Below are 23727 nucleotides of genomic sequence, written 5' to 3'. Positions count from 1 at the left end.
CTTAAAAAGAGTAGTCGTTTTGTATAAAGTTTTCCTTAATTTATAAGAGATTAAAAGTCTAGATTTAAATAATTGTTAATCTGATAAAAAAAACTAAAAAAATTAGCTTGTTTTTAGCATCTTTGTATGCACAAGCATAACTTTTTTGGATGAGAAATTTTAAAAACTCTTTATTTTATATTTTCATTACAGGCGGATTTACCTATTTGATGTATAGAATTGTTGAAGAAGGAAAACTACTTGAAGTTGGTAGAAAAATAGTTTCACCATCATCAGAAGATAGCCAATGGGTTCAGTTTCTTTCTTCATTATTTCACAATTTACAGCATCCATTAGCATTATTGTTATTCCAAATTATTACGATTGTTCTTGTTGCCAGGATTTTTGGTTGGATTTTTAGAAAGATTGGTCAGCCTTCTGTTATTGGAGAAATCATCGCCGGAATTGTTCTTGGTCCATCGCTTTTCGGACAGTATTTACCGGATATGAAAGAGGCGCTTTTCCCTATAGCTTCTCTGGGAAATCTTCAATTACTGAGTCAGATTGGGTTGATACTTTTCATGTTTGTTATCGGAATGGAATTAGACTTGAAAGTCTTAAAAAACAAAGCCAACGAAGCAGTTGTAATTAGTCATGCAAGTATTGTAATTCCGTTTGCTTTGGGTATCGGATTATCGTATTACATCTATCACCAATTTGCGCCTCCCGGCATAGAGTTTTTATCGTTTAGTTTATTTATGGGAATTGCCATGAGTATCACGGCATTTCCTGTTTTGGCTAGGATTGTTCAGGAGCGAGGCATTCATAAAACCAGATTGGGGACCATTGTTATTACTTGCGCCGCCGCCGATGATATCACCGCTTGGTGTTTATTGGCAGCCGTTATTGCCATTGTAAAAGCAGGAAGTTTTGTGAGTTCGCTGTATGTCATTGGGTTAGCAGTTGCTTATGTCCTAATGATGCTTTTTGTGGTTAAACCATTCCTAAAACGAATCGGGGAATTGTATGCTAAAAAAGAAAACATTAAGAAATCGGTTGTAGCCATATTTTTCCTAACACTTATTGTCTCGTCTTATTTGACCGAAATCATTGGCATTCACGCATTGTTTGGTGCTTTTATGACAGGAGTTATCATGCCTGATATATCAAAATTCAGAAATGTTTTTATTGAAAAAGTAGAAGATGTTTCCCTGATTTTATTATTACCATTATTCTTTGTTTTTACCGGATTGCGAACAGAAATTGGCTTAATAAATGAACCTTATTTATGGAAAGTTACCGGATTTATCATTTTAGTTGCTGTCGCTGGGAAGTTCTTTGGAAGCGCATTAGCCGCAAGATTTGTTGGGCAAAGCTGGCGCGATAGTTTAACCATTGGTGCTTTGATGAATACGCGAGGTTTGATGGAATTGGTTGTGTTGAACATTGGATACGAATTGGGTGTGCTTTCGCCAAAAGTGTTTACTATGATGGTTATCATGGCTTTGGTGACTACATTTATGACCGGACCGGCATTGGATATTATCAATTTTATTTTTAAAACCAAAGATGCTATTATTCCTTCCGAGGTTAAAAAGAGTTCCGATTATAATATTCTGATTTCTTTTGGGAACAATCAAAAGGGAAAATCACTGCTTCGTTTAGCAAACAGCCTTATCAAAAAGCAACCCGATTCAGCTAATATTACAGCTATGCATTTAACCGCAAGTGATGAAATGCACGCCTATAATTTGGAAGAATATGAAAAGGAAACATTTGAGCCTATTGTAAAAGAATCCCGAAAACTGGAACAACACATTACCACTATATTCAAAGCAACCAACGATATGGAAACCGATATTGCCGACATTGCCCATGAAGGGAAATACGATTTGGTATTGGTTGGCTTAGGGAAATCTATTTTTGAAGGAACAATATTGGGGAAGGTACTTGGATTTACAACAAGAATTATCAATCCGGATAGATTGTTAGATAAATTTAAAGGAAAAGAAGGATTGTTTGAAAACTCGCCTTTTGACGACAGAACGCGCTTGATTATTTCCAAAACTAAAACTCCTCTTGGCGTTTTGATTGATAAAGATTTGCATCAAATCGATAAAGTATTCGTTGGTATTTACAGCGTTGGTGATGTTTTCTTAATTGATTATGCCCAAAAATTAATATACAATAACAATTCTCATGTTACCATTTTGGACGATAACGGGCATACAAAAAACAACTTTATAGTTGAAAATGCATTAGCTGTTTTAGAACAAAACCATCCGGATAACATCGAAGTTCTTCATCCGGATAAACTCAACAAACCATTTTTGGCTCAGCAGGATTTAATCGTTTTTAGTTTAGAAACCTGGAAAAAATTGGTTGAAGAGGAAGCTTCATGGTTAACCGATATACCTTCGGTTTTGATTATTAAGCCGTAATTATCTCTTTCTAATAATCCAAACGTCTTGTGGAATCCAATTGCCTGTTTCCGGAATTGGTTCAGCATAATGCTCTAAAATTTCAGCATTATGGAATAGCTTTTTCATGAATTCAGTAGGATGAAATGCTGAAAACATTCGATGTCCTTCTTTCACTTTGTCACGAATAATTAATTCATTAGCGTCATATCGTGCAATTTCCGAAGGAATTAGTTTTACCCTGAAATTATCACCTTGAGTAGTCAGGAATAGTATGCCGTCCGGTTTCAATATTCGATGCAATTCAGTATACCAATCATAATGCAATTGCTCTGAAAGATGCGTAAAAATTGAAATTCCATATATAGCATCAAACGTATCGTCAGAATAAGGAAGTTTTGCTTCCAAAGTGTTACAATTAAAACTAATTCCGGGAAGATTTTTTGAACACCAGTCAATGGATTGCCTATTATAGTCGGTTCCATAATAGCTGCATCCATTGCCAACGACATTAGGCAAATGACGAATTACCCTGCCAGGACCACAACCCCAATCAAGTATCTTTTTGTTTTTTAAATCTAAATATTTGCTAAAATAATCGGCAACCCATTTTGCAGTATTAATGCTCTCCGTATAATATTTTGTGTAATCAATCTGAAATGATTCGTATATAAGATAATCGGGAGGTAATTTTACATCGGGATTATTCTTTTTAAAGGCCGAATTATTCTTCTGATTTTTATACCGCTCAACATAAAAATGTGCCCAGTCTGCCAAATAAATCAATCGAAGCTTTCTTAATATACTGGAAATTTGTCCTTTATTCATTAATATTTGCAGTTTTTTGTGGTAAATATATGCTTTATAATTCTTTGTGTGACTTAAAAGTTTAAAATCCAATATCAAGTACGAAACTCAATTTCACGGCTAAATTGTCTTCAAATCGGGGCAATTGATTTGGACCATATCTGTAAAATCCGGTTAATCCAAAACCTTTGTAAATTTGATTTAATTCAATTCCCGATTCGAAAAAGCCTCGATTTAGAGTTTTGTATTCAATCCCAATATGTCTTTCAGGATGCTGGATATTTCCCCAAGCCATTCGGGTTACCAAAACCAATGAAGGCTTTACGCTTTTGAACAATTCTACTCTTTTAAATCCGTGTTTGAATTGAAGCATAACAAACTCACTCGAAAAGAATTCGTTGAAATACATCGTCTCAAAACTGTTTTTTCCGGCAATGGTTATTCTTTGTAAAAGATTGTCTTTGGTCAGATTATTTGGCGAAGTATTGTACAAATGTGTTATCGGAAGTGCTCCAAAAGCATAACCTGCCTGAAGTAAAACAGCCGATTTTTGCCCGTTTAAGTATTTTTTTTCGTATTCAATTCGGGCATCAACTTTTCCAAAATCAAAATCATTGGCAAAGAAATTAGGGAGTGATTTAGTAAACTGAAAAGAGAATTTTGGAAACCGTTTTTCAAATTCAATCTTGCCAGTTGGTGTTTGCATATAATCGCTAAACGGATTCCACTGTATCGAAAACATTGCGGTCGACATCGTATAATCACGATACAAATGGCTGTCATATGCAAAAGTATAATTGAACAACGGACTTATTTCACTATGGGTAAATTGCCAAATGGTTTCTGTTTTCGGAATAATTTTGGTTTCAATATAACCGCGCCACGTTTTGTGGTTATAAAAAGTACTGATGTTAATTGGTCTTGGGTCATAGATTTTAAATACTCTTTTGTCTGTTGCAAAACTGGTACTCGCAATCTCCCGAACATCATCTGTATAAGAACCGCCAATCCAAGTGTTGGAAAAATTGCCAATTCTCACTGCTGTTCCTAAGTTGTATTTGATGGTTTCGTCTTTCAAACCATAAGCTGTATAACCTTCGAGACGAAGTTTTTTAGAAAAAGTATCATTGGTAATCCCGCCAAGACCAACGCGAAATCCTTCAAAATTGTTATAACTTAATAGATAGCGTAAATCAAAATCAAACGGACCAAAAGGCAAATAACCGTTGATTATTTTTCGTCCAAATTTAATTTTCCGCTCTATATTTTCTTTGGTGATGATGCTGTCTAAAACCACATAAGTTCTTTCGCTTCGCGTGTCCAAACTATCCGTTCTGTTTTGTTTCCAAAAAGTATCATCTCTTTTGTTGGCATTGTCTTTAACTTCGATAGCTACCGAGGATTTTTTGATTTTCAGATTGTTATTCACTACCAAATCAAACGCATGCATTTCGGAAGAAAGATAAGTGAAATCGGAAGCCGCTTTTTTCGAATCACTATCATCATTTTCGGCTGCAAACTCAATTCGTCCACCCAAAACAGCTGTTGGCTCTTTACTTTTTCCTTTTACAATTTTGAAGTTTTTGCGAATAGGAAACCAAACTTTTTCATTGGGCAAATAACTAAATTCATGAATTCCAGTAATGTCTAAAACGCCTCGAATCCGCATCACTGCTTTAGCAATTGCTTGGTTTTCATTATCAACATAAAGCAAGCCTTCCAAACCTTTCTTGTTTTTATTTTTGAAATATAAAACAACTAACTGCCGGTTATCTATGTAAGTTGTGTCGAGGATTTTATAGCGATATTCTTTAAGTGCTTCTCTGGAAATCGGACTTTTATACTTGGTTTCGAATAGCTCGTATTTTTCGTCATAAATAGAAAACGACTGCAAACTGAAACCCAAAAACTCATAGATTGGTTCTTTGAATCCCGCCATTTTAGTGCCTAAAATAGTTTCTTTCAGTATTGGTTTTTCAAACTGAAATTGAGAGACTTTTTCGGTCAGAAACAAATGTTGCTTGTCAATAATCTTTTTAAACTTGTAATCTGATGAATCTATTTTGGCGATTTTATCTTTTGAAACAGCATCCACAAAAACAGTATCGATTTTCCCGATAATCGAATCAGGATTGGCGGTTACGAGTAATTTGTTATACGATTTGAATTGAAAACTACTTAATTTTTTCTGTGGATTATTAGTGTCTTTTAGCTGAATGACTTTTGAAATAATAGCGTTGGCCGGATTTACATTTGAAATGGTCACTTCTTTCAGAGTATCAATTTTTGGCTGAAGATAAAGCGTAAAAAAAGTCTTTATTTCAAATAGTGAAATAGTTTTCGGTTCATAGCCAATATAGGAAATTGTCAGCGTTTCGGGTTGTGAAGCTAAGATAAAATTGAACTTTCCATCAACATCGGCAATGGTCGAAAAGCCGTTTTCGGTTTTTAGGGTTGCAAACGGAAGTGCTTTTTTGGTTTCGGAATCTTTTATAATTCCATTGACATGAAATTGTGCTTGGAGCGACAATGTGAAGAACATGAACAATAGAAATAGTCGCTTCATTTGAAAGTGATTGGCACAAAGGTTTGACAAAAATAGGAATAAAAAAATCCGTCTCGATACATCGAAACGGATTTTAATATTGAATTAACAAAGTTACACTTTCATAATTTCGGCTTCTTTTACTGCCAAGTGCTCGTCTATTTTTCGGATAAAACTATCCGTTAATTTTTGAATATCCTCTTCGGCACTTTTACAAACATCTTCTGAAGTACCTTCTTTTTCTAATTTTTTAATTTCGGTATTGGCATCTTTACGGGCATTTCGGATGCTGATTTTTGCATCTTCCGCTTCGGCTTTGGCTTGTTTTACCAAGTCACGTCTTCTTTCTTCGGTCAACGGCGGAACGCTGATGATTATAGTATCACCATTGTTCATCGGATTGAAACCAAGATTGGCTACCATAATAGCTTTCTCTATGGTTTGCAACATGCTTTTTTCATAAGGCTGAATGGTAATCGTTCTGGCATCCGGAGTATTCACATTGGAAACTTGAGACAGCGGTGTTTGCGAACCATAATAATCTACAAAAACACTTCCCAACATTTGCGGTGATGCTTTTCCGGCGCGTATGTTTAAAAATTCTTTTTCTAAATGTGCAATAGAACCAACCATCGATTCTTTTGTACTGTCTAAAATAAATTCAATTTCTTCCATATTTAAAAGTTTTCAGTCTCAGTCTCAGTTTTCAGTGCATTTTTTCTGCGACTGCCAACTGCGACTGTCAACTATATTTTCACAACGGTTCCAACATTTTCCCCGTTGCATATTTTCAATAAATTTCCTTTTGTATTCATATCAAAAACTACTATTGGCAAAGCATTTTCCTGACTTAAAGTAAATGCTGTCGAATCCATAACGTTTAATCCTTTTTTGATAACATCATCAAAAGTAATGCTTTCGAATTTTATTGCAGCTGCGTTTTTTTCAGGATCTGAATCATAAATTCCGTCAACACGCGTTCCTTTCAAAATTACGTCAGCGTGTACTTCAACGCCACGAAGCACCGCAGCAGTATCTGTAGTAAAATATGGATTTCCGGTTCCGGCACCAAAAATAACAATTCTTCCTTTTTCAAGATGACGCACCGCTCTTCTTTTGATATAAGGTTCGGCAATCGCTTCAATTTTCAAAGCCGTTTGCAAACGCGTCAACATTCCTTTATCTTCTAACGCACCTTGTAAAGCCATTCCGTTGATAACTGTTGCGAGCATTCCCATATAATCGCCCTGAACTCTGTCCATACCATTACTGGCTCCTGCAATTCCTCTAAAAATATTTCCGCCACCAATTACGATTGCTATTTCTACACCTTTATCGTGAATTTCCTTAATCTCATCAGCGTATTCGGCAAGACGTTTTGGGTCAATTCCGTATTGTCTTTCGCCCATTAATGCTTCGCCACTTAGTTTTAGAAGAATTCTTTTGTATTTCATTGGTACGTACTTATTTTAATTTCAAACTTGACTAAGACTATAAAGCCGAATGTCCACTGGACATTCTCCTCTTAATATCAAAAGTGATGCAAATATAAACATATTCTGTTTTTTTATAGTATTTGCTAAAAAGAATGTTAACCAACAATTATCATGTTTTTTGACTTGTTGGTTTTGTAACTTCGCAGCATCAAAAAGAAGTTATGAAATCTATTATAGAAAAAAGTCTTTCGCAAAGTTATAGTTATACCGACTACCGAAGTCGCATCCAATCCTTATTAAAAGAAGGTAAATCAACAGGTAATGAACAATCGGAAGCGCTGACACATTACAGCGAACTCAACGAAACCCGAATGAATCGTTTAGAGAAAACAATTACTATAGCTACAGAAAATGTACAAAAGCTACAAAGTTGTCAAAAAGAATATATCTGGTTAGTAATTTCCGAAGGCTGGTGTGGCGATGCAGCACAGATTCTTCCGGTGGTATATAAAATGACGCAGCTTTCAGACAAAATTGATTTGAAGATTGTTTTTCGCGATGAAAATGAAGCACTGATGAATTTATTTTTGACGAATGGAACCAAGTCAATTCCGAAGTTAATTGTTTTGGATAAAAACACCTTAGAAGTTTTAGGTGATTTTGGACCAAGACCAAATGGTGCGACACAATTAATTTTGGATTATAAAAAGCAACACGGTCTGATTGATGAAAAAGCGAAAACCGATTTACAACTTTGGTATTTGCACGATAAAGGAGTTTCTACTCAAAAAGAAATAATGGAGTTAATGACAAGACTTGAATTAGAATAAAAAACAGTTTATTCCTATACTAACACTTCCAATTCTCTCAGGACTATTTTTTGAAAAGCCGTATTGACACAATTCTATATAAAGTCCACCGCCACTTTTTTCGTCTTCTATGCCGAGGCTTATTTTTTTAAAATTACCCGATAATCTGTCGCCACTGATAGATAAGGCTCTGCCATAGCCAACTTCAGAAGTAATACGAATATCCTCTGCAATTCTCGGACTCAGGCGAACGGAACCAAAAATAGGAGCTACTACCAAGCAACGGCTGCCTTTCCAGTCTAGTCCAATATTCATCCCAACTCCAATCCATTTATCTAAATGGCCACCAATTCCGGCTCTGAGAGTTATTCCGTCAGGTAAAAACCAAAATTCTTTTTCGCCGGTATATGGGTTAATTTCTCCCGCATATTGATTTACTTTTAAGGGTACTGAAAGTTCAATTTTTTTATAAATCGGTTTTGGATCTTCGGGATATTTTCGAGGTTCAGGCTTTTCGTCTTGGGCAAAGCCAAATTGACTTATAAATAAAACGAAGAATAAAAATAGCTGCTTCATTTTAATTCTGTTTTTCAAATTCTTCGGGAGTAATTCCGTTTTCTACAGAGAAATCTCCAATTTTTGTTCGGCGTAAGACAGATAAGTGTGCGCCAGAATTTAGTGCTTTTCCAAAGTCAAAAGCTAACGAACGTATGTAAGTTCCCTTGCTGCAAACTACTCTGAATTCAATTTCGGGCAAATCAAATTTGGTGATTTCAAATTCATGGATGGTTGTTTTTCTCGAAGCAATTTCAACTTCCGAACCTTCTCGTGCATGTTCATACAATCGTTTCCCGTCTTTTTTTATGGCGGAGAAAACAGGTGGTTTTTGGTCTATTTCACCAATGAATTGTTTTACTGTTTCCTGAACCAATTCGGCTGTAATATGTTCGGTTGGAAAAGTGGCATCGACTTCGGTTTCTAAATCATAAGATGGCGTTGTAGCTCCAACAACAAAAGTCCCGGTATATTCTTTAGCCTGCCCTTGAATTTCGGTAATTCGTTTGGTGAATTTCCCGGTGCAAACAATCAGTAAGCCTGTTGCCAAAGGATCTAAAGTGCCGGCATGACCAATTTTGAATTTTTTAGGAAGATCGTATTTGCGTTTTAAAATGTACTTCAATTTGTTCACTGCCTGAAACGAAGACCACTTTAATGGTTTGTCAATCAAAAGGATTTGACCTTCTAAAAAGTCTTCGGCAGTCATCAGTTTATTTGTTTAAAGAGAAATAAGCCAGTAAAATAACTCCGGCTATAATTCGGTAATAACCCCAAGGCTTGAAACCGTATTTTTTTATGATTCCGATAAAGAATTTAATCGCGATTATGGCCACAATAAAAGCCACAATATTGCCAATCAAAAACAATTTAAGATTATCGGGAGATTGCGTCAACAATTCATATCCTTTGAGTTGTGACACTTCATATGTTTTCAAAAACAAAGAGTAAGTAGTAACCGCTAACATAGTTGGAACTGCCAAAAAGAAAGAGAATTCAGCAGCAGTTTCCCTAGTCAATCCTTGTTGCATACCACCAATAATGGAAGCTGCAGAACGGCTTGTACCAGGCATCATCGCTAAACATTGCCAAAATCCAATTGTAACGGCTTTTTTTATGGTAATGTCTTCTTCGTGTGCTATAGTCGGGCTGTGAAAACGGCCATCAATGAAAAGTAAAACGATTCCGCCAATAATTAGTACAATCGCAATGGGAATTGGATTTCCGAGTACAGCATCAATTTTATCGTCAAATATTTTTCCTAAAACTAAGGCCGGAATTACAGCAGAAGCCAATTTGATATAAAAGTTAATCTTACTGAAATCAAAAAACTTCCTCCAATATAAGAACACTACGGCTAAAATTGCCCCAAATTGTATCGAAACCTGAAACAATTTCACAAAATCATCTTCCTGAATTCCAAAAAATGAACTGGTGAAAATCATATGAGCCGTTGAAGAAACCGGTAAGTATTCGGTTAAGCCTTCAACAATGGCGATAAGTATCGCTTGAAAATAATCCATGGTTAGATTGTTAGATTGTTAGATTGTCAGAAAGTTAGATTTAATCGAATGCGGTCTAATAATCCAGCAATCCAATAATCTAATAATCCAAAAACTATTTGCTCTTTTTAAAAATAGAATATATAGTAATTCCAAACCCAATCAAAACAACAGTTGGCGCCAAACGAATTCTTCTGAAACTGAAAATATCTTCATTGAAAACCTTTGGGTCTTCGCTTCCGCCACCACTCATCAAAATAAATCCTAAAGCAATAACCGCAATACCGATTAATAGGATTTTGTAGTTTGCTTTTTCAAAAAGAAAATCAGGTTTTTGCTCGTTGTTTTTCATTTATGCTGAATTTATTTCAGCATCTCTGCTGAATATTATTTTTAATTTTTTATTGACTGAACACTAATAAAGATCGTCTGTTCTCAAATTCAAAAAGCGTTGCGTAGCAAAGAAAGTGCTTATCCAGGTAATCACAACACCCAAAATCAACACGCCTAAAAGCACAACGGTAATGGCTAATTTATCTTCCATAATTCCCAAATTCGGGAAAGTCGTTTGGATATAAACCAAGACGCCAATCAAAGCAAATACTGCTAATGCCGAACCTATTAATCCAAGTAAAACGCTGCGTTGAATAAATGGTTTTCTGATAAAGGATTTTGTAGCGCCAACCATCTGCATGGTTTTAATAATGAACCTATTGGCGTAAATTGATAAGCGCAACGAACTATTAATCAGCAATACCGAAACCAGTGCAAAAACACAACTGATAATCAAAATCCACATACTGATATTTTTGATATTGTCGTTTACCAAAGTCACGAGTTGCTTATCATAAACCACATCGGCAATCATTTCGTTTTTGCGCAGACGATTTTCAATTTTGGCAATACCGGCATTGGTAACATAATCGGCTTTTAAGTGAATGTCAAAAGAATTCTGCAGCGGATTCACACCCAAAAACTGCATAAAATCCTCACCAATTACTTTCATGTGTTTTTTTGCGGCTTCTTCTTTCGAAACATATTCAAAAGATTTTGCAAATGCTGCTGTTTTCAATTCACTCGTAAAAGCTGCTATTGTAGAATCGGTTGCTTCTGTTTTAAAGAAAACTGTCATGGCAATTTCTTCTTTGAAGTTGTCTGATAATCGCTTGGAATTGATGACAAACAACCCCAAAATCCCCAATAAAAACAACACTAAAAAGATACTCAAAACAACCGAAAAATAGGAAGTAATAACTCTGCGTTTCTGAAACTTTTCAAATGATGACGACATAAATTGTATTTTGATGTGGTAAAAATAATAAAGAAAATTGTTTTTCTTCTTTATAACGTACAAACTTTTAACTTTATTATAATAAACGTAAATTTGCCGCTTATTTTGAGTTGTCGGTTGTCGGTTGTCGGTTGTCAGTAATTATTCTGCAGCAGATTTTTAGCCGGAATTTGCAACTGTAAGCAGAAAACCAGCATAATGAAATATTTTCACGAAAAAGTAGAAGCCAAGTGGCAGAAATATTGGGCAGATCATCAAACATTCAAAGCCCGACAACCGACAACCGACAACCGACAACCGAAGTATTATGTGCTCGATATGTTTCCGTATCCTTCAGGAGCAGGCTTGCACGTTGGACATCCGCTGGGTTATATTGCTTCCGATATCGTGGCGCGTTTCAAACGTCATAAAGGATTTAATGTGTTGCATCCGCAAGGCTACGATTCTTTTGGGCTTCCGGCAGAGCAATACGCGATTCAAACCGGACAACATCCCGAAAAAACAACTCGTGAAAATATTGCACGTTACCGTGAGCAATTAGACAAAATTGGTTTTTCATTCGATTGGAGTAGAGAAGTACGCACTTCGAATGCCGATTATTACAAACATACACAGTGGATTTTTATTCAATTATTCAACTCTTGGTACAATAAGGATACGGATAAAGCCGAAGACATTTCGACTTTGGTATCTATTTTTGAAAATGCTGGAAATGCTACGGTTCATGCCGTTTGTGATGACAACGTCACACCATTTACCGCGACAGAATGGAATGCATTTTCTTCAGATGAACAACAAAAAATATTACTGCAATACCGGTTAACTTATTTGGCAGAAACCGAAGTAAACTGGTGCCCGGCATTGGGAACTGTTTTGGCAAATGACGAAATCGTAAACGGCGTTTCAGAGCGTGGCGGTCATCCTGTGATTCGTAAAAAAATGACCCAATGGTCGATGCGAATTTCAGCTTATGCCGAAAGACTATTACAAGGTTTAGACACGATTGACTGGAGCGAATCTATCAAAGAATCACAAAGAAACTGGATTGGAAAATCGGTTGGAGCAAGCGTAAAGTTTGAAGTACGAAATACGAAATACGAAATAGAAGTATTTACTACTAGACCTGATACGATTTTTGGAGTAACGTTTATGACTTTGGCTCCGGAACATGAATTGGTTTCTCAAATCACAAGTCCGGAACAAAAAGCTGCTGTTGATGCTTATGTTGAAGCTACAGCAAAACGTTCAGAGCGCGAAAGAATGGCAGATGTAAAAACCATATCCGGAGTTTTCACGGGTGCTTATGCCGAACATCCATTTACCAAAGAACCGATTCCGGTTTGGATTGGCGATTACGTTTTGGCTGGTTACGGGACAGGTGCAGTTATGGCAGTTCCTTGTGGCGATGAAAGAGATTATGCGTTTGCGAATTTCTTCAAAGGACAAAACGGAATGCCTGAAATCAAAAACATTTTCAATCAGGATATTTCGCAGGAAGCATTTGCTGCTAAAGAAGGTTTTGAATTGACAAATTCTGATTTCCTAAACGGTTTGGGTTACAAAGCTGCTACCAAAAAAATCATTGAAGAATTAGAAAATATCCACCACGGAAAAGGGAAAACCAATTACCGTTTGCGTGATGCTGTTTTCTCCCGACAAAGATATTGGGGCGAGCCATTTCCTGTTTATTATGTGAATGGAATGCCACAAATGATAGACTCAAAATATTTGCCAATTGTACTTCCGGAAGTAGAGAAATATTTACCAACAGAAGACGGGCAACCGCCTTTAGGGAATTCAACCAAATGGGCTTGGTCAATCGTTACCAATGAAGTGGTAGATAATGATAAAAATGACAACGAAACGGTATTCCCCTTAGAGTTAAATACTATGCCAGGCTGGGCAGGAAGTTCGTGGTACTGGATGCGTTATATGGATGCGCACAATGATGCCGAATTTGCTTCAGTTGATGCCTTGAAATATTGGGAAAGCGTTGATTTATACATAGGCGGAAGCGAGCATGCAACCGGACATTTATTATACTCTCGTTTTTGGAATAAATTTTTAAAAGATAAAGGATTTGCACCAACAGAAGAGCCATTCAAGAAGTTGATTAACCAGGGAATGATTTTGGGGATGAGTGCTATTGCTTATAGAAACTATTTTAAAGTAAATTTTAATAATTCAAATTTAGATGAAGTTATAAAAAAGGAAGTAGTTTCAAATCCAGTATTTGTTTCAAAATCAATTTTAGATAGTTTATTAAAAGAAAATGCCACTGAAGAAGTTTATGCTTTTATTTCAAAGTTAGAAGAGGATTTTAAATCTAATTTACTTGCAAAAGTTGGTGTTGAAGAGAATATTATTGTTGCTTTAGATTATAATTTCCAACCAATCCATGTTGATTTAGCTGTAATCAATGACATTACAAATGAATTAGATATTGAAGCTTTCAAAAAGCATCCATTATATGCTGATTATAAAGATGCTGAATTCATTTTGGAAAACGGCAAATACATTGTTGGTCGCGAAGTCGAAAAAATGTCGAAATCCAAATACAATGTTGTCAATCCGGATGATATTTGTAACGATTATGGTGCTGATACTTTAAGACTTTACGAAATGTTTCTTGGTCCCTTAGAGCAGGCAAAACCTTGGAATACTGCCGGAATCACCGGAGTTTCAGGCTTTCTGAAAAAACTATGGCGTTTGTATTTTGATGATAACACAGGTTTAAATATTTCTGATGCTGAACCAACAGCTGATATGTATAAATCGTTACATAAAACAATTAAAAAAGTAACCGAAGATATCGAGAACTTCTCGTTCAATACTTCGGTATCGCAGTTTATGATTTGTGTAAATGAATTGTCAACACTAAAATGCAATCACCGAAAAATATTGGAACCATTGGCAATCGTGATTTCGCCTTATGCACCACATATTGCAGAAGAACTTTGGTCACAATTAGGTCACGAAGGTTCTATTTCAACCGTTGCTTTTCCAATTTGTGAAGAGAAATATTTAGTAGAATCTGAAAAAGAATATCCGGTTTCGTTTAACGGAAAAATGCGTTTTACGATTAAGCTGCCTTTAGATTTAACGGTTCCGCAAATTCAGGAAATTGTTATGGCAGACGAAAGAACCATCAAACAATTGGATGGCAGAACTCCAAATAAAGTGATTATTGTTCCTGGGAAAGTTATTAACTTGGTTGGATAAAGAGCACAGAACTTTTTAAGGGATAAGAGAAAAGGGATTAGGGATAAGCTGGTATACTTATTCCTAGTCCCTTATCCCTTTTAACTCTTTTTGTAACCTTTTTTAAAATTCTCGTATAAGAGAAAAAACACCACCATGAAAAAACACGAAATCCACACCATTGTTGAAAAAGCTGGTTTTAGCAGCATGAAAGAAAAACTAACCGATAAAGTAGAGCAATTTCTGAATGAAAAAGCAAATGCAGGTTATGAAATTGTAAGTGTTAATTTCACTTATTACGAAGCTGCTGAACTAGTTGCTTTCATCACAATCTGCAGATAAATGACAAGCTGTCATCTTTAAAGTGTTGGCTTGCAATTTGATGAGGCCTTATAAATTAAAATTTAAAAATCATGTTAGGATACTATATTTTAATCGGCTTGATTGCCTTAGTCAGTTTTGCCGTTAGCTCTAAGTTAAAGAGCAAATTCGAAGAATACTCACGTGTTCATTTACGCAACGGTATGAGTGGTGCCGAAATCGCCACCCAAATGCTACACGACCACGGTATTTATGATGTTAAAGTCATATCAACTCCGGGACAATTAACAGATCATTACAATCCTGCCGATAAAACGGTCAACCTTAGCGAAGGAGTTTATAGTCAACGCAATGCTTCCGCAGCTGCTGTTGCTGCACACGAATGTGGTCACGCTGTCCAACATGCAACGGCATATAATATGTTGCAGTTACGCTCACAATTAGTGCCAATTGTAAACGTTTCATCCACACTTTCACAATGGCTGATTTTCGGAGGTTTAATTCTCGGAGCAGGAGCACATTTAGGTTTTGGGTTTTATGTGGCCGTTATCGGTTTGGTATTGATGACAGTTGCCACCGCTTTTAGTTTTATAACCTTGCCTGTTGAGTATGATGCCAGTAACAGAGCTTTGGCTTGGTTGAAAAATAAGAACATGTTAAGTCAGCAGGAATATGCCGGAGCTGAAGATGCTTTGAAATGGGCAGCCCGAACTTATGTAGTTGCCGCAATAGGCGCATTGGCCTCGCTCTTATATTGGGCGTTACAGGTTTTTGGAAGAAGAGATTAACAGAAAAATCCGTTACAAGTGTAGCGGATTTTTTATTTTTTACCTGGTTGCAGGCTGTTTTGGTAATCCGTTTCGTGCAGCTATGGTTAAAAGATGGGTAATGTTAAATTACTACTTATTTTTTTTATAAATTCGGGCAACAAATACCACAAAAGTTAATGATTAGACTATATGCCAACGAAGAATTTCGAGAAATCGAGTTAGAAACTCCATTGAAATATCGGTACGCTGTTTCAAACAAAGGAAGATTAATTAGTTTTACCGATAATTTTCGTAATGGAAATTTATTAAAAGGTTCGATGTGCGATGGATACAAAGTTTTTCGTTACAGCAAATCGGTGAACGGAAAAAGAACCTATAAATCCTTTTTTATCTATAAACTGGTAGCCGAATTTTTTATCCCAAAAACTTCAGAAGAACAAAAGCATGTGATTCACCTGGATTATGTTCGCGATAATGATACGGTTGAAAATTTGAGATGGGCAACCTATGAAGAAATGCAAAGTCATGTTAGGAAAAGTCCACATGTGATTAATGCCAAGGAAAAATTAATTGAGCATAATATCAAATCTGATGGCAGAAAACTTACGGTAACCAAGGTGATTCATTTGAAAAAGCTTTTGAATAAACCGGACCAAAAGAACCGAATCAAGATGTTAGCCAAACAATTTGGCATCAGCGAAATGCAGATACACCGAATTAAACGTGGCGAAAACTGGGCTCACATTAAAGTATAGTTTCCATTTTCAAATTATAATTGAATCTGTCTTTCGATTTGTTGTTCTAACGAAATAAAGGTTTCTGTTCTTGAAACACCATTAATAGGTTGTATTTTTTTGTTGAGTAGTTGCATCAGATGCTCGTTATCGCGGCAAATCATTTTGATTAAGATGCTCCAGTTTCCGGTTGTGTAATGACATTCGAGAACTTCGGGAATTTTTTTGAGTTCTTTAACCGCTTCCGCATTGCTCGATGCTTTGTCGAGATAAATTCCGATAAATGCCATGGTTTTATACCCCAAAACTTTAGTGTCAACCATTAGTTTGGAGCTGGCAATCACACCTGCATCTTCCAATTTTCTCAAACGTTGGTGAATGGCTGCACCGGAAATTCCGATTTTGTTGGCGATTTGCAATATTGGTTTTCGGGCATCTTCCATTAGGTTGCGGAGGATTTCCTTGTCTATACCATCAATTTCTATTTGTAGCTGATTTATTTTCATTGGCTTTGTGTTGTTTTAAGAACTATGAAACAAGCTAAAGCTTGTATACCTCAAGCCCACTGGGCTTGCTCCTCTTAATATCAAATCATCAATTTCTATTTGTAGTTGATTTATTTTCATAAGATTATATTTGAAATGTTATTGTTGGATAAAAATTTCGAATCATTTATATATCGCCCCGCTGGGGCTTTAAAAAAAAATGAAACAATCCTTTTCTACCGAACTTTCGCTCCTAAAGGAGCTTTTTTAGTCCCAGCGGGACTATATAATGGTATATAATTTATCAATCCAAAAGTCAGCCCCATCGGGGCGATATATAATTAAGTCAACAATTGGTTTGTAAGCGCTCTGTTAAAAACAACAGTTTATTTTAAAGTAAAAATATAAATTTTGTTATAAAGTATAAGCAAAATGTGTAATTAAGAATTGATTTAACAAAAGACCCTTCCTGAATAGCCCCGATTGGAGAGGTTACCTCGTAACCCGGAAAGCGGGAATTGCGATTACTGAAACTGCCCAAGCCATTCGCTTCAAAAACAATTAATTTCCAAGCAATTTATCAGGATTGTAGCCCACATATGGCATTTCGGTTTCGTGGAAAACGATGCCATGTGCTGCCAGTTCTTTTAGAATTGGGGCGTAAACTTCTTTTTTGATTGGTAATTGTACGCCGGGGGTTTTGATGTTGCCGTTTAGGATTTGCAAGGTGGCTATTGCAACGGGTAAGCCAACGGTTTTTGCCATGGCAGTGTAGATTTGGTCGTCGCCGATGCACACCATTTTGGAATCTATTTGTTTGCGCTCGCCGTTGAGTTCGTAACCAAATTTATGGTACATTACAATCATGTCTTTGTCTTCGGGCTGTAATGTCCATTTGTCATTTAGGATGCGCTCTAAAATTTGAGCAGGAGTTGCATTTTTTAGACCAACTATTTTCTTTGCATTAAAAATGTCGAGTTCCATTAATTTGTCCCACATGATGTCGTCTTGTTCGATTCCGAGTGACATTCTGGTTTTTAATTCGACCGAATCTGAGGCGTGAAATGGCAAAAATGAATTGATGAAATCGCGGTAACTCATGGTCTCTGAATTCTCCATTACATACGAATCATCGGTCATACCTAGTTGTACAAACATGTTCCAAGCTTTTGAAAACCCGACTCTGCGGATGGTTCCGCGGTATAACGTCAGAATATCATCAAGACCGTAAATGCTTCTGTATTTTAAGGAATCGCGGTTGGCATAACCTTCGAATTTTCCGTAACCTTCGACGTGGAAAAATTCGGTTCGACGGAACAATTTGTGATACGGAATGTATTTGTATTTTCCTTCCTGAATAAATTTAGCGGCGCCACCTTGACCAGCTAAAACTACGTTTCTTGGTGCCCAGGTGAATTTGTAATTCCAAAGATTATCATCTGATTCGGGAGCAACTAATCCGCCGCAAAACGATTCGAATAAAATCATTTTTCCGCCTTTGTCTTCAATTTCGTGAATCACTTTCATAGCACTCATATGGTCGATACCGGGATCGAGTCCAACTTCGTTCATAAAAATTAAATTGTTGGCTTTTACGGCTTCGTCCAAACTCTGCATTTCATCAGAAATATAGGAAGCTGTGACCATATTTTTTTTGAAAGTCACGCAGTCTTTTGCTACTTCAATGTGCATGTGCGCTGGTAACATAGAAATAACGATATCTGCTTTTTGAATTTCTGCTCGACGTTGTTCAACATCGTTTATGTCTAAAGCAATTGGGTTGGCATTGGGATGACTGTATGTTTTTCTTCTGGCTAATTCTATTGATAAATCACCTATGGTTACATTTAAGTTTTCCTGAGTAGACTTTCTTAAAAGATATTTTATTAGTGAAGATGCTGAACGTCCGGCACCAATGATTAAAATGTTTCTCATGCTATTGTTGTTATTCCAAATCCTTTTCTAAATCTTCGAGCTCTTTTTGGGCTTCTTTTTTGGTTTCGATTTTTTCTTTTTCAAACTGAGCGTCTTTCACGACTTCGTCTTTTATCAGCAGTGCTTTACCCAAAACAAATACGGAAGAAAGTACACATAAAAGTAGTAAAATATTAGGAAGTTTTTTTTGATTTGGCTCAGATTTTTTAAGTAATAATAAACAAAAAACCATAGCCAAGCCAATTGGTAGAAAAGCAATAGTATCTAAAGGTAATAAAGAAAAAGCGATTGCTAAAGCTGTAAATACTATTCCTAAAACTAAAAATAATTTTCTCATGATTAAATCCCGCTTGCTGAGGTTAAGGTCAATTGTCCGGTTCCAACCGGAATGCTAAACTTTAGTAAAGCCGGAACTTTTTTATTGTCAGCTGTAAGCCAAATAAGGTTTTTGTCTTTTCCTTTAAGTGCATCTGTTTTTGCTCCAATGGAAAGTTTGTAACATTCTTTACTGCCTAAATTACCGGCAGAAACAGTTTCTTTTCCCATAAATTTTAAGGTAACCGGAATTTGTTTTTCGTCAAAAACAATTATTAGGTTTTGTGTTTGTCCTACTTTAAATTTCGACAAATCCATAGTTCTTACTTTATACAAAAGCGAAATCACATCTTGTGTTGAATTGCCAATGGTAAAGGTACTTTGAGTTTCGGGATTCTTTCTTTTCTTGGAAGTACTTTTAACGGTGTTCCCTTTGAAAACGTATTTTTCTTTTTTGGTCCAACCGCCTTCGTCTATATTCCTTTTATACAATGCAGGTTTTAAAGTTATCGGATTTACATAAGATTCATATAAGTCTCTGATTTTGAAAAACGAATCCCATTTGCTATACGTTGATAATTCGCAACTCAAATGCAAGTAGGTGTTTTTTGAAGTAGTAACGTTTTCGGTCGACATCGTAACTTGTGCCAATTGCGTCATCAAACCACTCATATTATAGGAACCTGCAAAAACAAGTTTTTCGCCAGCCTTTATGGTTTGGCTGTTAGCTGTTGTAAAAGCAAAAATGGAACAAAGTATAAAAAGTAACTTTCTACTCATGCTTTTAATATTGTTTTTTCGGTATTCGTGAATCTTCGATTTCATGATTTCAAATTAATGCTGCAAAAATAAATTTTTAAAATGGTTCCTATACCAAAAGAAACGTGAAATTTCTTTAATAGTATTCAGATAACGAATAAATTTGTGTTTTCGTATAGACTTATAAAAAATGGAAAGAAAAATTACAAGTGTTGCCACTTTGATGGGAATGATAGCGATAATTTTAGGAGCATTTGGGGCCCATGCTTTAAAAAAACAATTGTCGGTTGAGCAACTCAACGCTTTTGAAACAGGTGTAAAATATCAAATGTATCACGCACTTTTTTTATTGTTTTTAGGACTCAATACTTTACTTAATGAAAAAGGCAAAAAAACTGTATTTCAATTGGTGATTTTTGGAGTACTTTTCTTCTCGGGGTCAATTTATTTGTTAACCACAAAACCCATAACAGGAGTCGATTTTAAATTTATTGGGATTGTTACTCCAATCGGTGGAGCCTTACTAATACTGGCTTGGAGCATTTTATTTTGGAATATTTGGAAAGCAAAGCGATAATATTTTGATAAAAAAAATAGTTTGTAAAATTTAATTTTTACCTTTGTCGTCTAATTTATAATGCAACACAAACTAATTTCTATGGAGAACTACGCTCAAATTACGAAATCGATTTCGTTAGAAAAATATGGGATTAAAAATGTTCACGAAATTATTCACAATCCTTCCTTCGAAAAGTTATACAATGATGAGTTAAATCCAAATTTGGAAGGTTTTGAAAAAGGCCAACTTACAGAACTTGGAGCGGTAAATGTTATGACAGGTGTTTTCACCGGTCGCTCACCAAAAGACAAATACATCGTTAAAGATAATATCACCGAAAATACCATTTGGTGGAATTCTGAAAATGCAGTTAACGACAACAAACCCATAAGTCAAAACACTTGGGCAGCGTTAAAAAACAATACTACTACACAATTATCCGGAAAGAAATTATATGTTGTTGATGCCTTTTGTGGTGCCAATGAAAACACGCGATTGAAAGTTCGTTTTATTATGGAAGTTGCCTGGCAGGCACATTTTGTAACCAACATGTTCATTCGCCCAACTGAATATGAACTGGAACATTTTGGCGAGCCGGATTTCATTGTAATGAATGGTTCTAAAACTTCTTTCAAAGATTATGCAGCCTACGGATTGAATTCTGAAGTTTATATCGCTTTTAATTTAACCGAGAAAATCCAAATTATTGGTGGAACTTGGTATGGTGGCGAAATGAAAAAAGGAATGTTTGCCATGATGAATTATTATTTGCCATTGCAGGGAATTGCCTCTATGCATTGTTCGGCAAATAAAGGGGAAGATGGAGATGTTGCAGTTTTCTTTGGTCTTTCGGGAACCGGAAAAACAACATTATCGACTGACCCAAAACGTGAATTAATTGGTGACGATGAACACGGTTGGGATAACGAAGGCGTTTTCAATTTTGAAGGTGGTTGTTATGCCAAAACCATAGATTTAAGCAGAGAAAACGAACCGGATATTTATAATGCTATCAAAAGAGATGCGTTGTTAGAAAATGTTACGGTTGATGCTGATGGAACCATTGATTTTAAAGACACTTCGGTAACGCAAAATACCAGAGTTTCTTATCCTATTTATCACATTCATAATATTGTTAAACCGGTTTCAAAGGCAGGTCATGCGAATAAAGTTATCTTCCTTACGGCAGATGCTTTTGGAGTAATGCCACCAGTTTCAAAATTAACACCGGAACAAACTCAATACTATTTTCTTTCCGGATTCACAGCTAAATTAGCAGGAACAGAACGCGGAATTACAGAACCAACACCTACATTCTCAGCTTGTTTCGGAAAAGCATTTTTGACCTTACATCCAACAAAATACGGAGAAGAATTGGTAAAGAAAATGGAACAAAACCAAGCCAAAGCGTATATGGTAAACACTGGTTGGAACGGAACAGGAAAACGTATTTCGATAAAAGATACGCGAGCTATTATTGATGCTATCTTAGATGGTTCAATTGAAAATGCGGCTACTAAAACGGTTCCGGTTTTCAATTTAGAAGTTCCGATGTCTTTGCATGATGTGAATTCATCAATTTTAGATCCAAGAGATACTTATGAAAACGCTTCAGATTGGAATTCAAAAGCCAACAACTTAGCATTGCTTTTCATTAAAAATTTCGAACAATACACCGATAATGAAAAAGGAACAAGCTTGGTGAAAGCCGGACCACAATTATAATTAACCAACCTAACCAAAGAAAAAAGCCATTCCCTTAATTGAGAATGGCTTTTTTTATGATGATAATTTTGTTTTATTTTCCTTTGTTGGCGTCGGCGATATATCTTTCCAAAGCCATTGTCATGGATGGTGTTTCCGGTGTTGGTGCCAAAATATCGATACGTAATCCGTGCTCTAAAGCTTCTTTTTGAGTAGTGCTGCCGAAAACAGCAATACGGGTATTGTTTTGTTTAAAATCAGGGAAGTTTTTGAATAATGACTTTATTCCGGTTGGACTAAAGAAAGCCAAAACATCATAATAAACATCTGCCAAATCAGACAAGTCGCTCATTACCGTTTTATAGAAAGTTGCTTGTGTCCAATCTACTTTTAAAGCATTCAATGTTTGCGGAACATCAAAATTTAATTGGTCAGAAGCCGGTAAAAGAAATTTTTCGTCTTTGTATTTTTTGATTAGTGGAGACAAATCAACAAAGTCTTTTTGACCAACATAGATTTTACGTTTTCTGTAAACCACATATTTTTGCAGGTAGAAAGCAATCGCTTCTGATTGGCAAAAATATTTTAAATCTTCGGGAACTTTATAACGCATTTCTTCGGCCACTCTAAAAAAATGATCCACAGAATTTCTGCTGTTTAAAATGATTGCCGTAAAGTTATTTAGGTCAATTTTTTGAGCTCTGACATCCTTTGCACTTACACCTTCTACATGTATAAACGGTCGAAAATCAATCTTTACCTTATGCTTTTGTTGTAATTCAAAATAAGGCGAATTCTCTACTTTTGGTTCTGGCTGTGATACCAAAATTGTTTTCACTTTCAAATTTGACATTCTAATGTGCTAAATTTTTTGTAATCAAATAATATATGAAATAGTAGGGCGCTATTTCAAGTGCGCAAAGATACAAAATAAAATAAAACAACTTGCCGATGAGTAAGTTTTGATAAATCTTCAACGAAACTAGATAAGAAAACAAATTTATTATTAAAATCACAGCAATTGTGCAATAAATCAGAATATTTGATGGAGTATTGTTATAAAACAAGTAAATGTTTATCGGAAGTAAAATCAATCCGATAAAAGTTCGGTAACTAACCTTTTGCAAATTGAATTGTTCGGCAAATTCTTCGATATTAAAAATGGTAGCTACAATCTTTTCTATCAGGAATTTTGAAAGCACAAAAATTCCGAAAAAAGTAAAAATCCGAAGGAAAATAATCCAATCCGATTTAGAAACATAACCAAGATAATTCAGTACTAATTGAATGAAAAAAGAAAACGAAATAATTTGAACGATAAATAATAGTATAGTGAAACCACTCATTAAATGTGAAGTGTCTTTGTAAACTTTAATGTATTTATCAGAAATCAAAATCCGTAGAAATTCGCTAAACCGAGTTTCAAATGCGGTCTTGGTAATTGCAATCAAAACAAAAGACAAAACGAACAAATAAGTTGCCCAATCTTTAGGTTCTAAAATTCTCGGCTGTAAAAGAGTTTCTATCATAATCCCGACAAAATTACTAATTTTTTATTTCTTAAAATTATTATATAATTATTAAGATAGTGCTCTGATAA

General features: G+C 35.6%; 23 protein-coding genes. 8 read left to right on the top strand and 15 right to left on the bottom strand.

What is annotated here, in order from left to right:
* The first annotated feature begins 149 nt into the window (after window positions 1–149).
* Complete coding sequence (locus tag L1S35_RS06310; protein ID WP_236398004.1) at window positions 150–2420, top strand: cation:proton antiporter; 2271 nt, start codon at window positions 150–152, stop codon at window positions 2418–2420.
* Here L1S35_RS06310 and L1S35_RS06305 read toward each other — a convergent pair whose 3' ends face one another.
* From L1S35_RS06305 to pyrH, 4 genes are all read right to left on the bottom strand, one after another.
* On the bottom strand, window positions 2421–3227 hold the full coding sequence (locus L1S35_RS06305) for a class I SAM-dependent methyltransferase (protein WP_236398001.1): 807 nt from the start codon (window positions 3225–3227) through the stop codon (window positions 2421–2423). It lies immediately after the preceding gene.
* Between the two features lie 61 nt (window positions 3228–3288).
* Window positions 3289–5772 (bottom strand): DUF5686 family protein, encoded by a 2484-nt coding sequence (locus tag L1S35_RS06300; RefSeq protein ID WP_236397998.1) that lies wholly within the window; start codon window positions 5770–5772, stop codon window positions 3289–3291.
* A gap of 93 nt (window positions 5773–5865) precedes the next feature.
* Window positions 5866–6426 carry a ribosome recycling factor gene (gene frr, locus L1S35_RS06295; protein WP_236397995.1) on the bottom strand — a complete coding sequence of 187 codons (561 nt, stop codon included), beginning with the start codon at window positions 6424–6426 and terminating at the stop codon, window positions 5866–5868.
* Between the two features lie 71 nt (window positions 6427–6497).
* Entirely contained in the window at window positions 6498–7205 is a 708-nt protein-coding gene (gene pyrH / locus L1S35_RS06290; RefSeq protein WP_236397992.1) for a UMP kinase, read from the bottom strand.
* A 203-nt stretch (window positions 7206–7408) separates the two neighbouring features.
* On the opposite strand from pyrH, the gene L1S35_RS06285 reads away from it, so the two are divergent.
* Window positions 7409–8017: a thioredoxin family protein gene (locus L1S35_RS06285; protein ID WP_236397989.1), complete on the top strand. Its 609-nt coding sequence runs from the start codon at window positions 7409–7411 to the stop codon at window positions 8015–8017.
* Here the strand turns inward: L1S35_RS06285 and L1S35_RS06280 are convergent.
* From L1S35_RS06280 to L1S35_RS06260, 5 genes are all read right to left on the bottom strand, one after another.
* Window positions 8009–8572 (bottom strand): hypothetical protein, encoded by a 564-nt coding sequence (locus L1S35_RS06280; protein ID WP_236397986.1) that lies wholly within the window; start codon window positions 8570–8572, stop codon window positions 8009–8011. The two genes, L1S35_RS06285 and L1S35_RS06280, sit on opposite strands and share 9 nt — an antisense overlap.
* A 1-nt stretch (window position 8573) precedes the next feature.
* Entirely contained in the window at window positions 8574–9260 is a 687-nt protein-coding gene (truB, locus tag L1S35_RS06275) for a tRNA pseudouridine(55) synthase TruB (protein WP_236397983.1), read from the bottom strand.
* A 4-nt stretch (window positions 9261–9264) separates the two neighbouring features.
* The gene (locus tag L1S35_RS06270; protein WP_236397980.1) at window positions 9265–10074 is read right to left on the bottom strand and encodes an undecaprenyl-diphosphate phosphatase; all 810 of its coding nucleotides are present in this window, start codon (window positions 10072–10074) and stop codon (window positions 9265–9267) included.
* A gap of 94 nt (window positions 10075–10168) precedes the next feature.
* On the bottom strand, window positions 10169–10405 hold the full coding sequence (locus tag L1S35_RS06265; protein ID WP_236397976.1) for a DUF3098 domain-containing protein: 237 nt from the start codon (window positions 10403–10405) through the stop codon (window positions 10169–10171).
* A 63-nt stretch (window positions 10406–10468) separates the two neighbouring features.
* Window positions 10469–11344: a cell division protein FtsX gene (locus L1S35_RS06260; protein WP_236397974.1), complete on the bottom strand. Its 876-nt coding sequence runs from the start codon at window positions 11342–11344 to the stop codon at window positions 10469–10471.
* A gap of 198 nt (window positions 11345–11542) precedes the next feature.
* Between L1S35_RS06260 and L1S35_RS06255 the strand changes: the two genes are divergently transcribed.
* The 4 genes from L1S35_RS06255 to L1S35_RS06240 all read left to right on the top strand — a co-directional run bounded on the left by L1S35_RS06255 (window position 11543) and on the right by L1S35_RS06240 (window position 16391).
* Window positions 11543–14566 carry a leucine--tRNA ligase gene (locus L1S35_RS06255; RefSeq protein ID WP_236397971.1) on the top strand — a complete coding sequence of 1008 codons (3024 nt, stop codon included), beginning with the start codon at window positions 11543–11545 and terminating at the stop codon, window positions 14564–14566.
* A gap of 135 nt (window positions 14567–14701) precedes the next feature.
* Entirely contained in the window at window positions 14702–14887 is a 186-nt protein-coding gene (locus L1S35_RS06250) for a hypothetical protein (protein ID WP_236397969.1), read from the top strand.
* Window positions 14888–14958: 71 nt separating this feature from the next.
* The gene (locus tag L1S35_RS06245; protein ID WP_236397966.1) at window positions 14959–15654 is read left to right on the top strand and encodes a zinc metallopeptidase; all 696 of its coding nucleotides are present in this window, start codon (window positions 14959–14961) and stop codon (window positions 15652–15654) included.
* A gap of 158 nt (window positions 15655–15812) precedes the next feature.
* Window positions 15813–16391, top strand: a complete 579-nt coding sequence (locus L1S35_RS06240) for an NUMOD4 domain-containing protein (protein ID WP_236397963.1) — start codon at window positions 15813–15815, stop codon at window positions 16389–16391.
* Between the two features lie 14 nt (window positions 16392–16405).
* On the opposite strand, the gene L1S35_RS06235 is transcribed toward L1S35_RS06240, so the two are convergent.
* From L1S35_RS06235 to L1S35_RS06220, 4 genes are all read right to left on the bottom strand, one after another.
* Entirely contained in the window at window positions 16406–16876 is a 471-nt protein-coding gene (locus L1S35_RS06235; protein WP_236397960.1) for an Lrp/AsnC family transcriptional regulator, read from the bottom strand.
* A 540-nt stretch (window positions 16877–17416) separates the two neighbouring features.
* A complete protein-coding gene (locus L1S35_RS06230; RefSeq protein ID WP_236397958.1) occupies window positions 17417–18790 on the bottom strand; it encodes a saccharopine dehydrogenase family protein in 1374 nt (457 codons plus the stop codon).
* Between the two features lie 10 nt (window positions 18791–18800).
* Window positions 18801–19127: a hypothetical protein gene (locus L1S35_RS06225; RefSeq protein WP_236397955.1), complete on the bottom strand. Its 327-nt coding sequence runs from the start codon at window positions 19125–19127 to the stop codon at window positions 18801–18803.
* A gap of 2 nt (window positions 19128–19129) precedes the next feature.
* Complete coding sequence (locus L1S35_RS06220) at window positions 19130–19930, bottom strand: DUF3108 domain-containing protein (RefSeq protein WP_236397952.1); 801 nt, start codon at window positions 19928–19930, stop codon at window positions 19130–19132.
* A 124-nt stretch (window positions 19931–20054) separates the two neighbouring features.
* Here L1S35_RS06220 and L1S35_RS06215 point away from each other — a divergent pair, with 124 nt between their 5' ends.
* Both L1S35_RS06215 and pckA read left to right on the top strand, forming a co-directional pair.
* On the top strand, window positions 20055–20441 hold the full coding sequence (locus L1S35_RS06215) for a DUF423 domain-containing protein (protein ID WP_236397949.1): 387 nt from the start codon (window positions 20055–20057) through the stop codon (window positions 20439–20441).
* A gap of 81 nt (window positions 20442–20522) precedes the next feature.
* Window positions 20523–22148, top strand: a complete 1626-nt coding sequence (pckA, locus tag L1S35_RS06210; protein ID WP_236397946.1) for a phosphoenolpyruvate carboxykinase (ATP) — start codon at window positions 20523–20525, stop codon at window positions 22146–22148.
* Window positions 22149–22221: 73 nt separating this feature from the next.
* Here the strand turns inward: pckA and L1S35_RS06205 are convergent, their stop codons facing one another.
* The gene (locus tag L1S35_RS06205; RefSeq protein ID WP_236398351.1) at window positions 22222–22971 is read right to left on the bottom strand and encodes a uroporphyrinogen-III synthase; all 750 of its coding nucleotides are present in this window, start codon (window positions 22969–22971) and stop codon (window positions 22222–22224) included.
* A gap of 10 nt (window positions 22972–22981) precedes the next feature.
* On the bottom strand, window positions 22982–23656 hold the full coding sequence (locus L1S35_RS06200) for a DUF4271 domain-containing protein (RefSeq protein WP_236397943.1): 675 nt from the start codon (window positions 23654–23656) through the stop codon (window positions 22982–22984).
* Between the last annotated feature and the right edge of the window lie 71 nt (window positions 23657–23727).

The sequence above is a fragment of the Flavobacterium anseongense genome (assembly GCF_021608185.1).
Classification (GTDB): domain Bacteria; phylum Bacteroidota; class Bacteroidia; order Flavobacteriales; family Flavobacteriaceae; genus Flavobacterium; species Flavobacterium anseongense.
Note: the sequence above shows the minus strand (reverse complement) of the source record. Positions and strands in the feature narration are given on the sequence as shown.

What these genes read in the sequence shown, in the direction of transcription:
- L1S35_RS06310 (WP_236398004.1), top strand. Translation starts at nt 150, where the DNA reads ATGAGAAATTTTAAAAACTCTTTATTTTATATTTTCATTACAGGCGGA.
- L1S35_RS06305 (WP_236398001.1), bottom strand. Translation starts at nt 3,227, where the DNA reads ATGAATAAAGGACAAATTTCCAGTATATTAAGAAAGCTTCGATTGATT.
- L1S35_RS06300 (WP_236397998.1), bottom strand. Translation starts at nt 5,772, where the DNA reads ATGAAGCGACTATTTCTATTGTTCATGTTCTTCACATTGTCGCTCCAA.
- frr (WP_236397995.1), bottom strand. Translation starts at nt 6,426, where the DNA reads ATGGAAGAAATTGAATTTATTTTAGACAGTACAAAAGAATCGATGGTT.
- pyrH (WP_236397992.1), bottom strand. Translation starts at nt 7,205, where the DNA reads ATGAAATACAAAAGAATTCTTCTAAAACTAAGTGGCGAAGCATTAATG.
- L1S35_RS06285 (WP_236397989.1), top strand. Translation starts at nt 7,409, where the DNA reads ATGAAATCTATTATAGAAAAAAGTCTTTCGCAAAGTTATAGTTATACC.
- L1S35_RS06280 (WP_236397986.1), bottom strand. Translation starts at nt 8,572, where the DNA reads ATGAAGCAGCTATTTTTATTCTTCGTTTTATTTATAAGTCAATTTGGC.
- truB (WP_236397983.1), bottom strand. Translation starts at nt 9,260, where the DNA reads ATGACTGCCGAAGACTTTTTAGAAGGTCAAATCCTTTTGATTGACAAA.
- L1S35_RS06270 (WP_236397980.1), bottom strand. Translation starts at nt 10,074, where the DNA reads ATGGATTATTTTCAAGCGATACTTATCGCCATTGTTGAAGGCTTAACC.
- L1S35_RS06265 (WP_236397976.1), bottom strand. Translation starts at nt 10,405, where the DNA reads ATGAAAAACAACGAGCAAAAACCTGATTTTCTTTTTGAAAAAGCAAAC.
- L1S35_RS06260 (WP_236397974.1), bottom strand. Translation starts at nt 11,344, where the DNA reads ATGTCGTCATCATTTGAAAAGTTTCAGAAACGCAGAGTTATTACTTCC.
- L1S35_RS06255 (WP_236397971.1), top strand. Translation starts at nt 11,543, where the DNA reads ATGAAATATTTTCACGAAAAAGTAGAAGCCAAGTGGCAGAAATATTGG.
- L1S35_RS06250 (WP_236397969.1), top strand. Translation starts at nt 14,702, where the DNA reads ATGAAAAAACACGAAATCCACACCATTGTTGAAAAAGCTGGTTTTAGC.
- L1S35_RS06245 (WP_236397966.1), top strand. Translation starts at nt 14,959, where the DNA reads ATGTTAGGATACTATATTTTAATCGGCTTGATTGCCTTAGTCAGTTTT.
- L1S35_RS06240 (WP_236397963.1), top strand. Translation starts at nt 15,813, where the DNA reads ATGATTAGACTATATGCCAACGAAGAATTTCGAGAAATCGAGTTAGAA.
- L1S35_RS06235 (WP_236397960.1), bottom strand. Translation starts at nt 16,876, where the DNA reads ATGAAAATAAATCAGCTACAAATAGAAATTGATGGTATAGACAAGGAA.
- L1S35_RS06230 (WP_236397958.1), bottom strand. Translation starts at nt 18,790, where the DNA reads ATGAGAAACATTTTAATCATTGGTGCCGGACGTTCAGCATCTTCACTA.
- L1S35_RS06225 (WP_236397955.1), bottom strand. Translation starts at nt 19,127, where the DNA reads ATGAGAAAATTATTTTTAGTTTTAGGAATAGTATTTACAGCTTTAGCA.
- L1S35_RS06220 (WP_236397952.1), bottom strand. Translation starts at nt 19,930, where the DNA reads ATGAAATCGAAGATTCACGAATACCGAAAAAACAATATTAAAAGCATG.
- L1S35_RS06215 (WP_236397949.1), top strand. Translation starts at nt 20,055, where the DNA reads ATGGAAAGAAAAATTACAAGTGTTGCCACTTTGATGGGAATGATAGCG.
- pckA (WP_236397946.1), top strand. Translation starts at nt 20,523, where the DNA reads ATGGAGAACTACGCTCAAATTACGAAATCGATTTCGTTAGAAAAATAT.
- L1S35_RS06200 (WP_236397943.1), bottom strand. Translation starts at nt 23,656, where the DNA reads ATGATAGAAACTCTTTTACAGCCGAGAATTTTAGAACCTAAAGATTGG.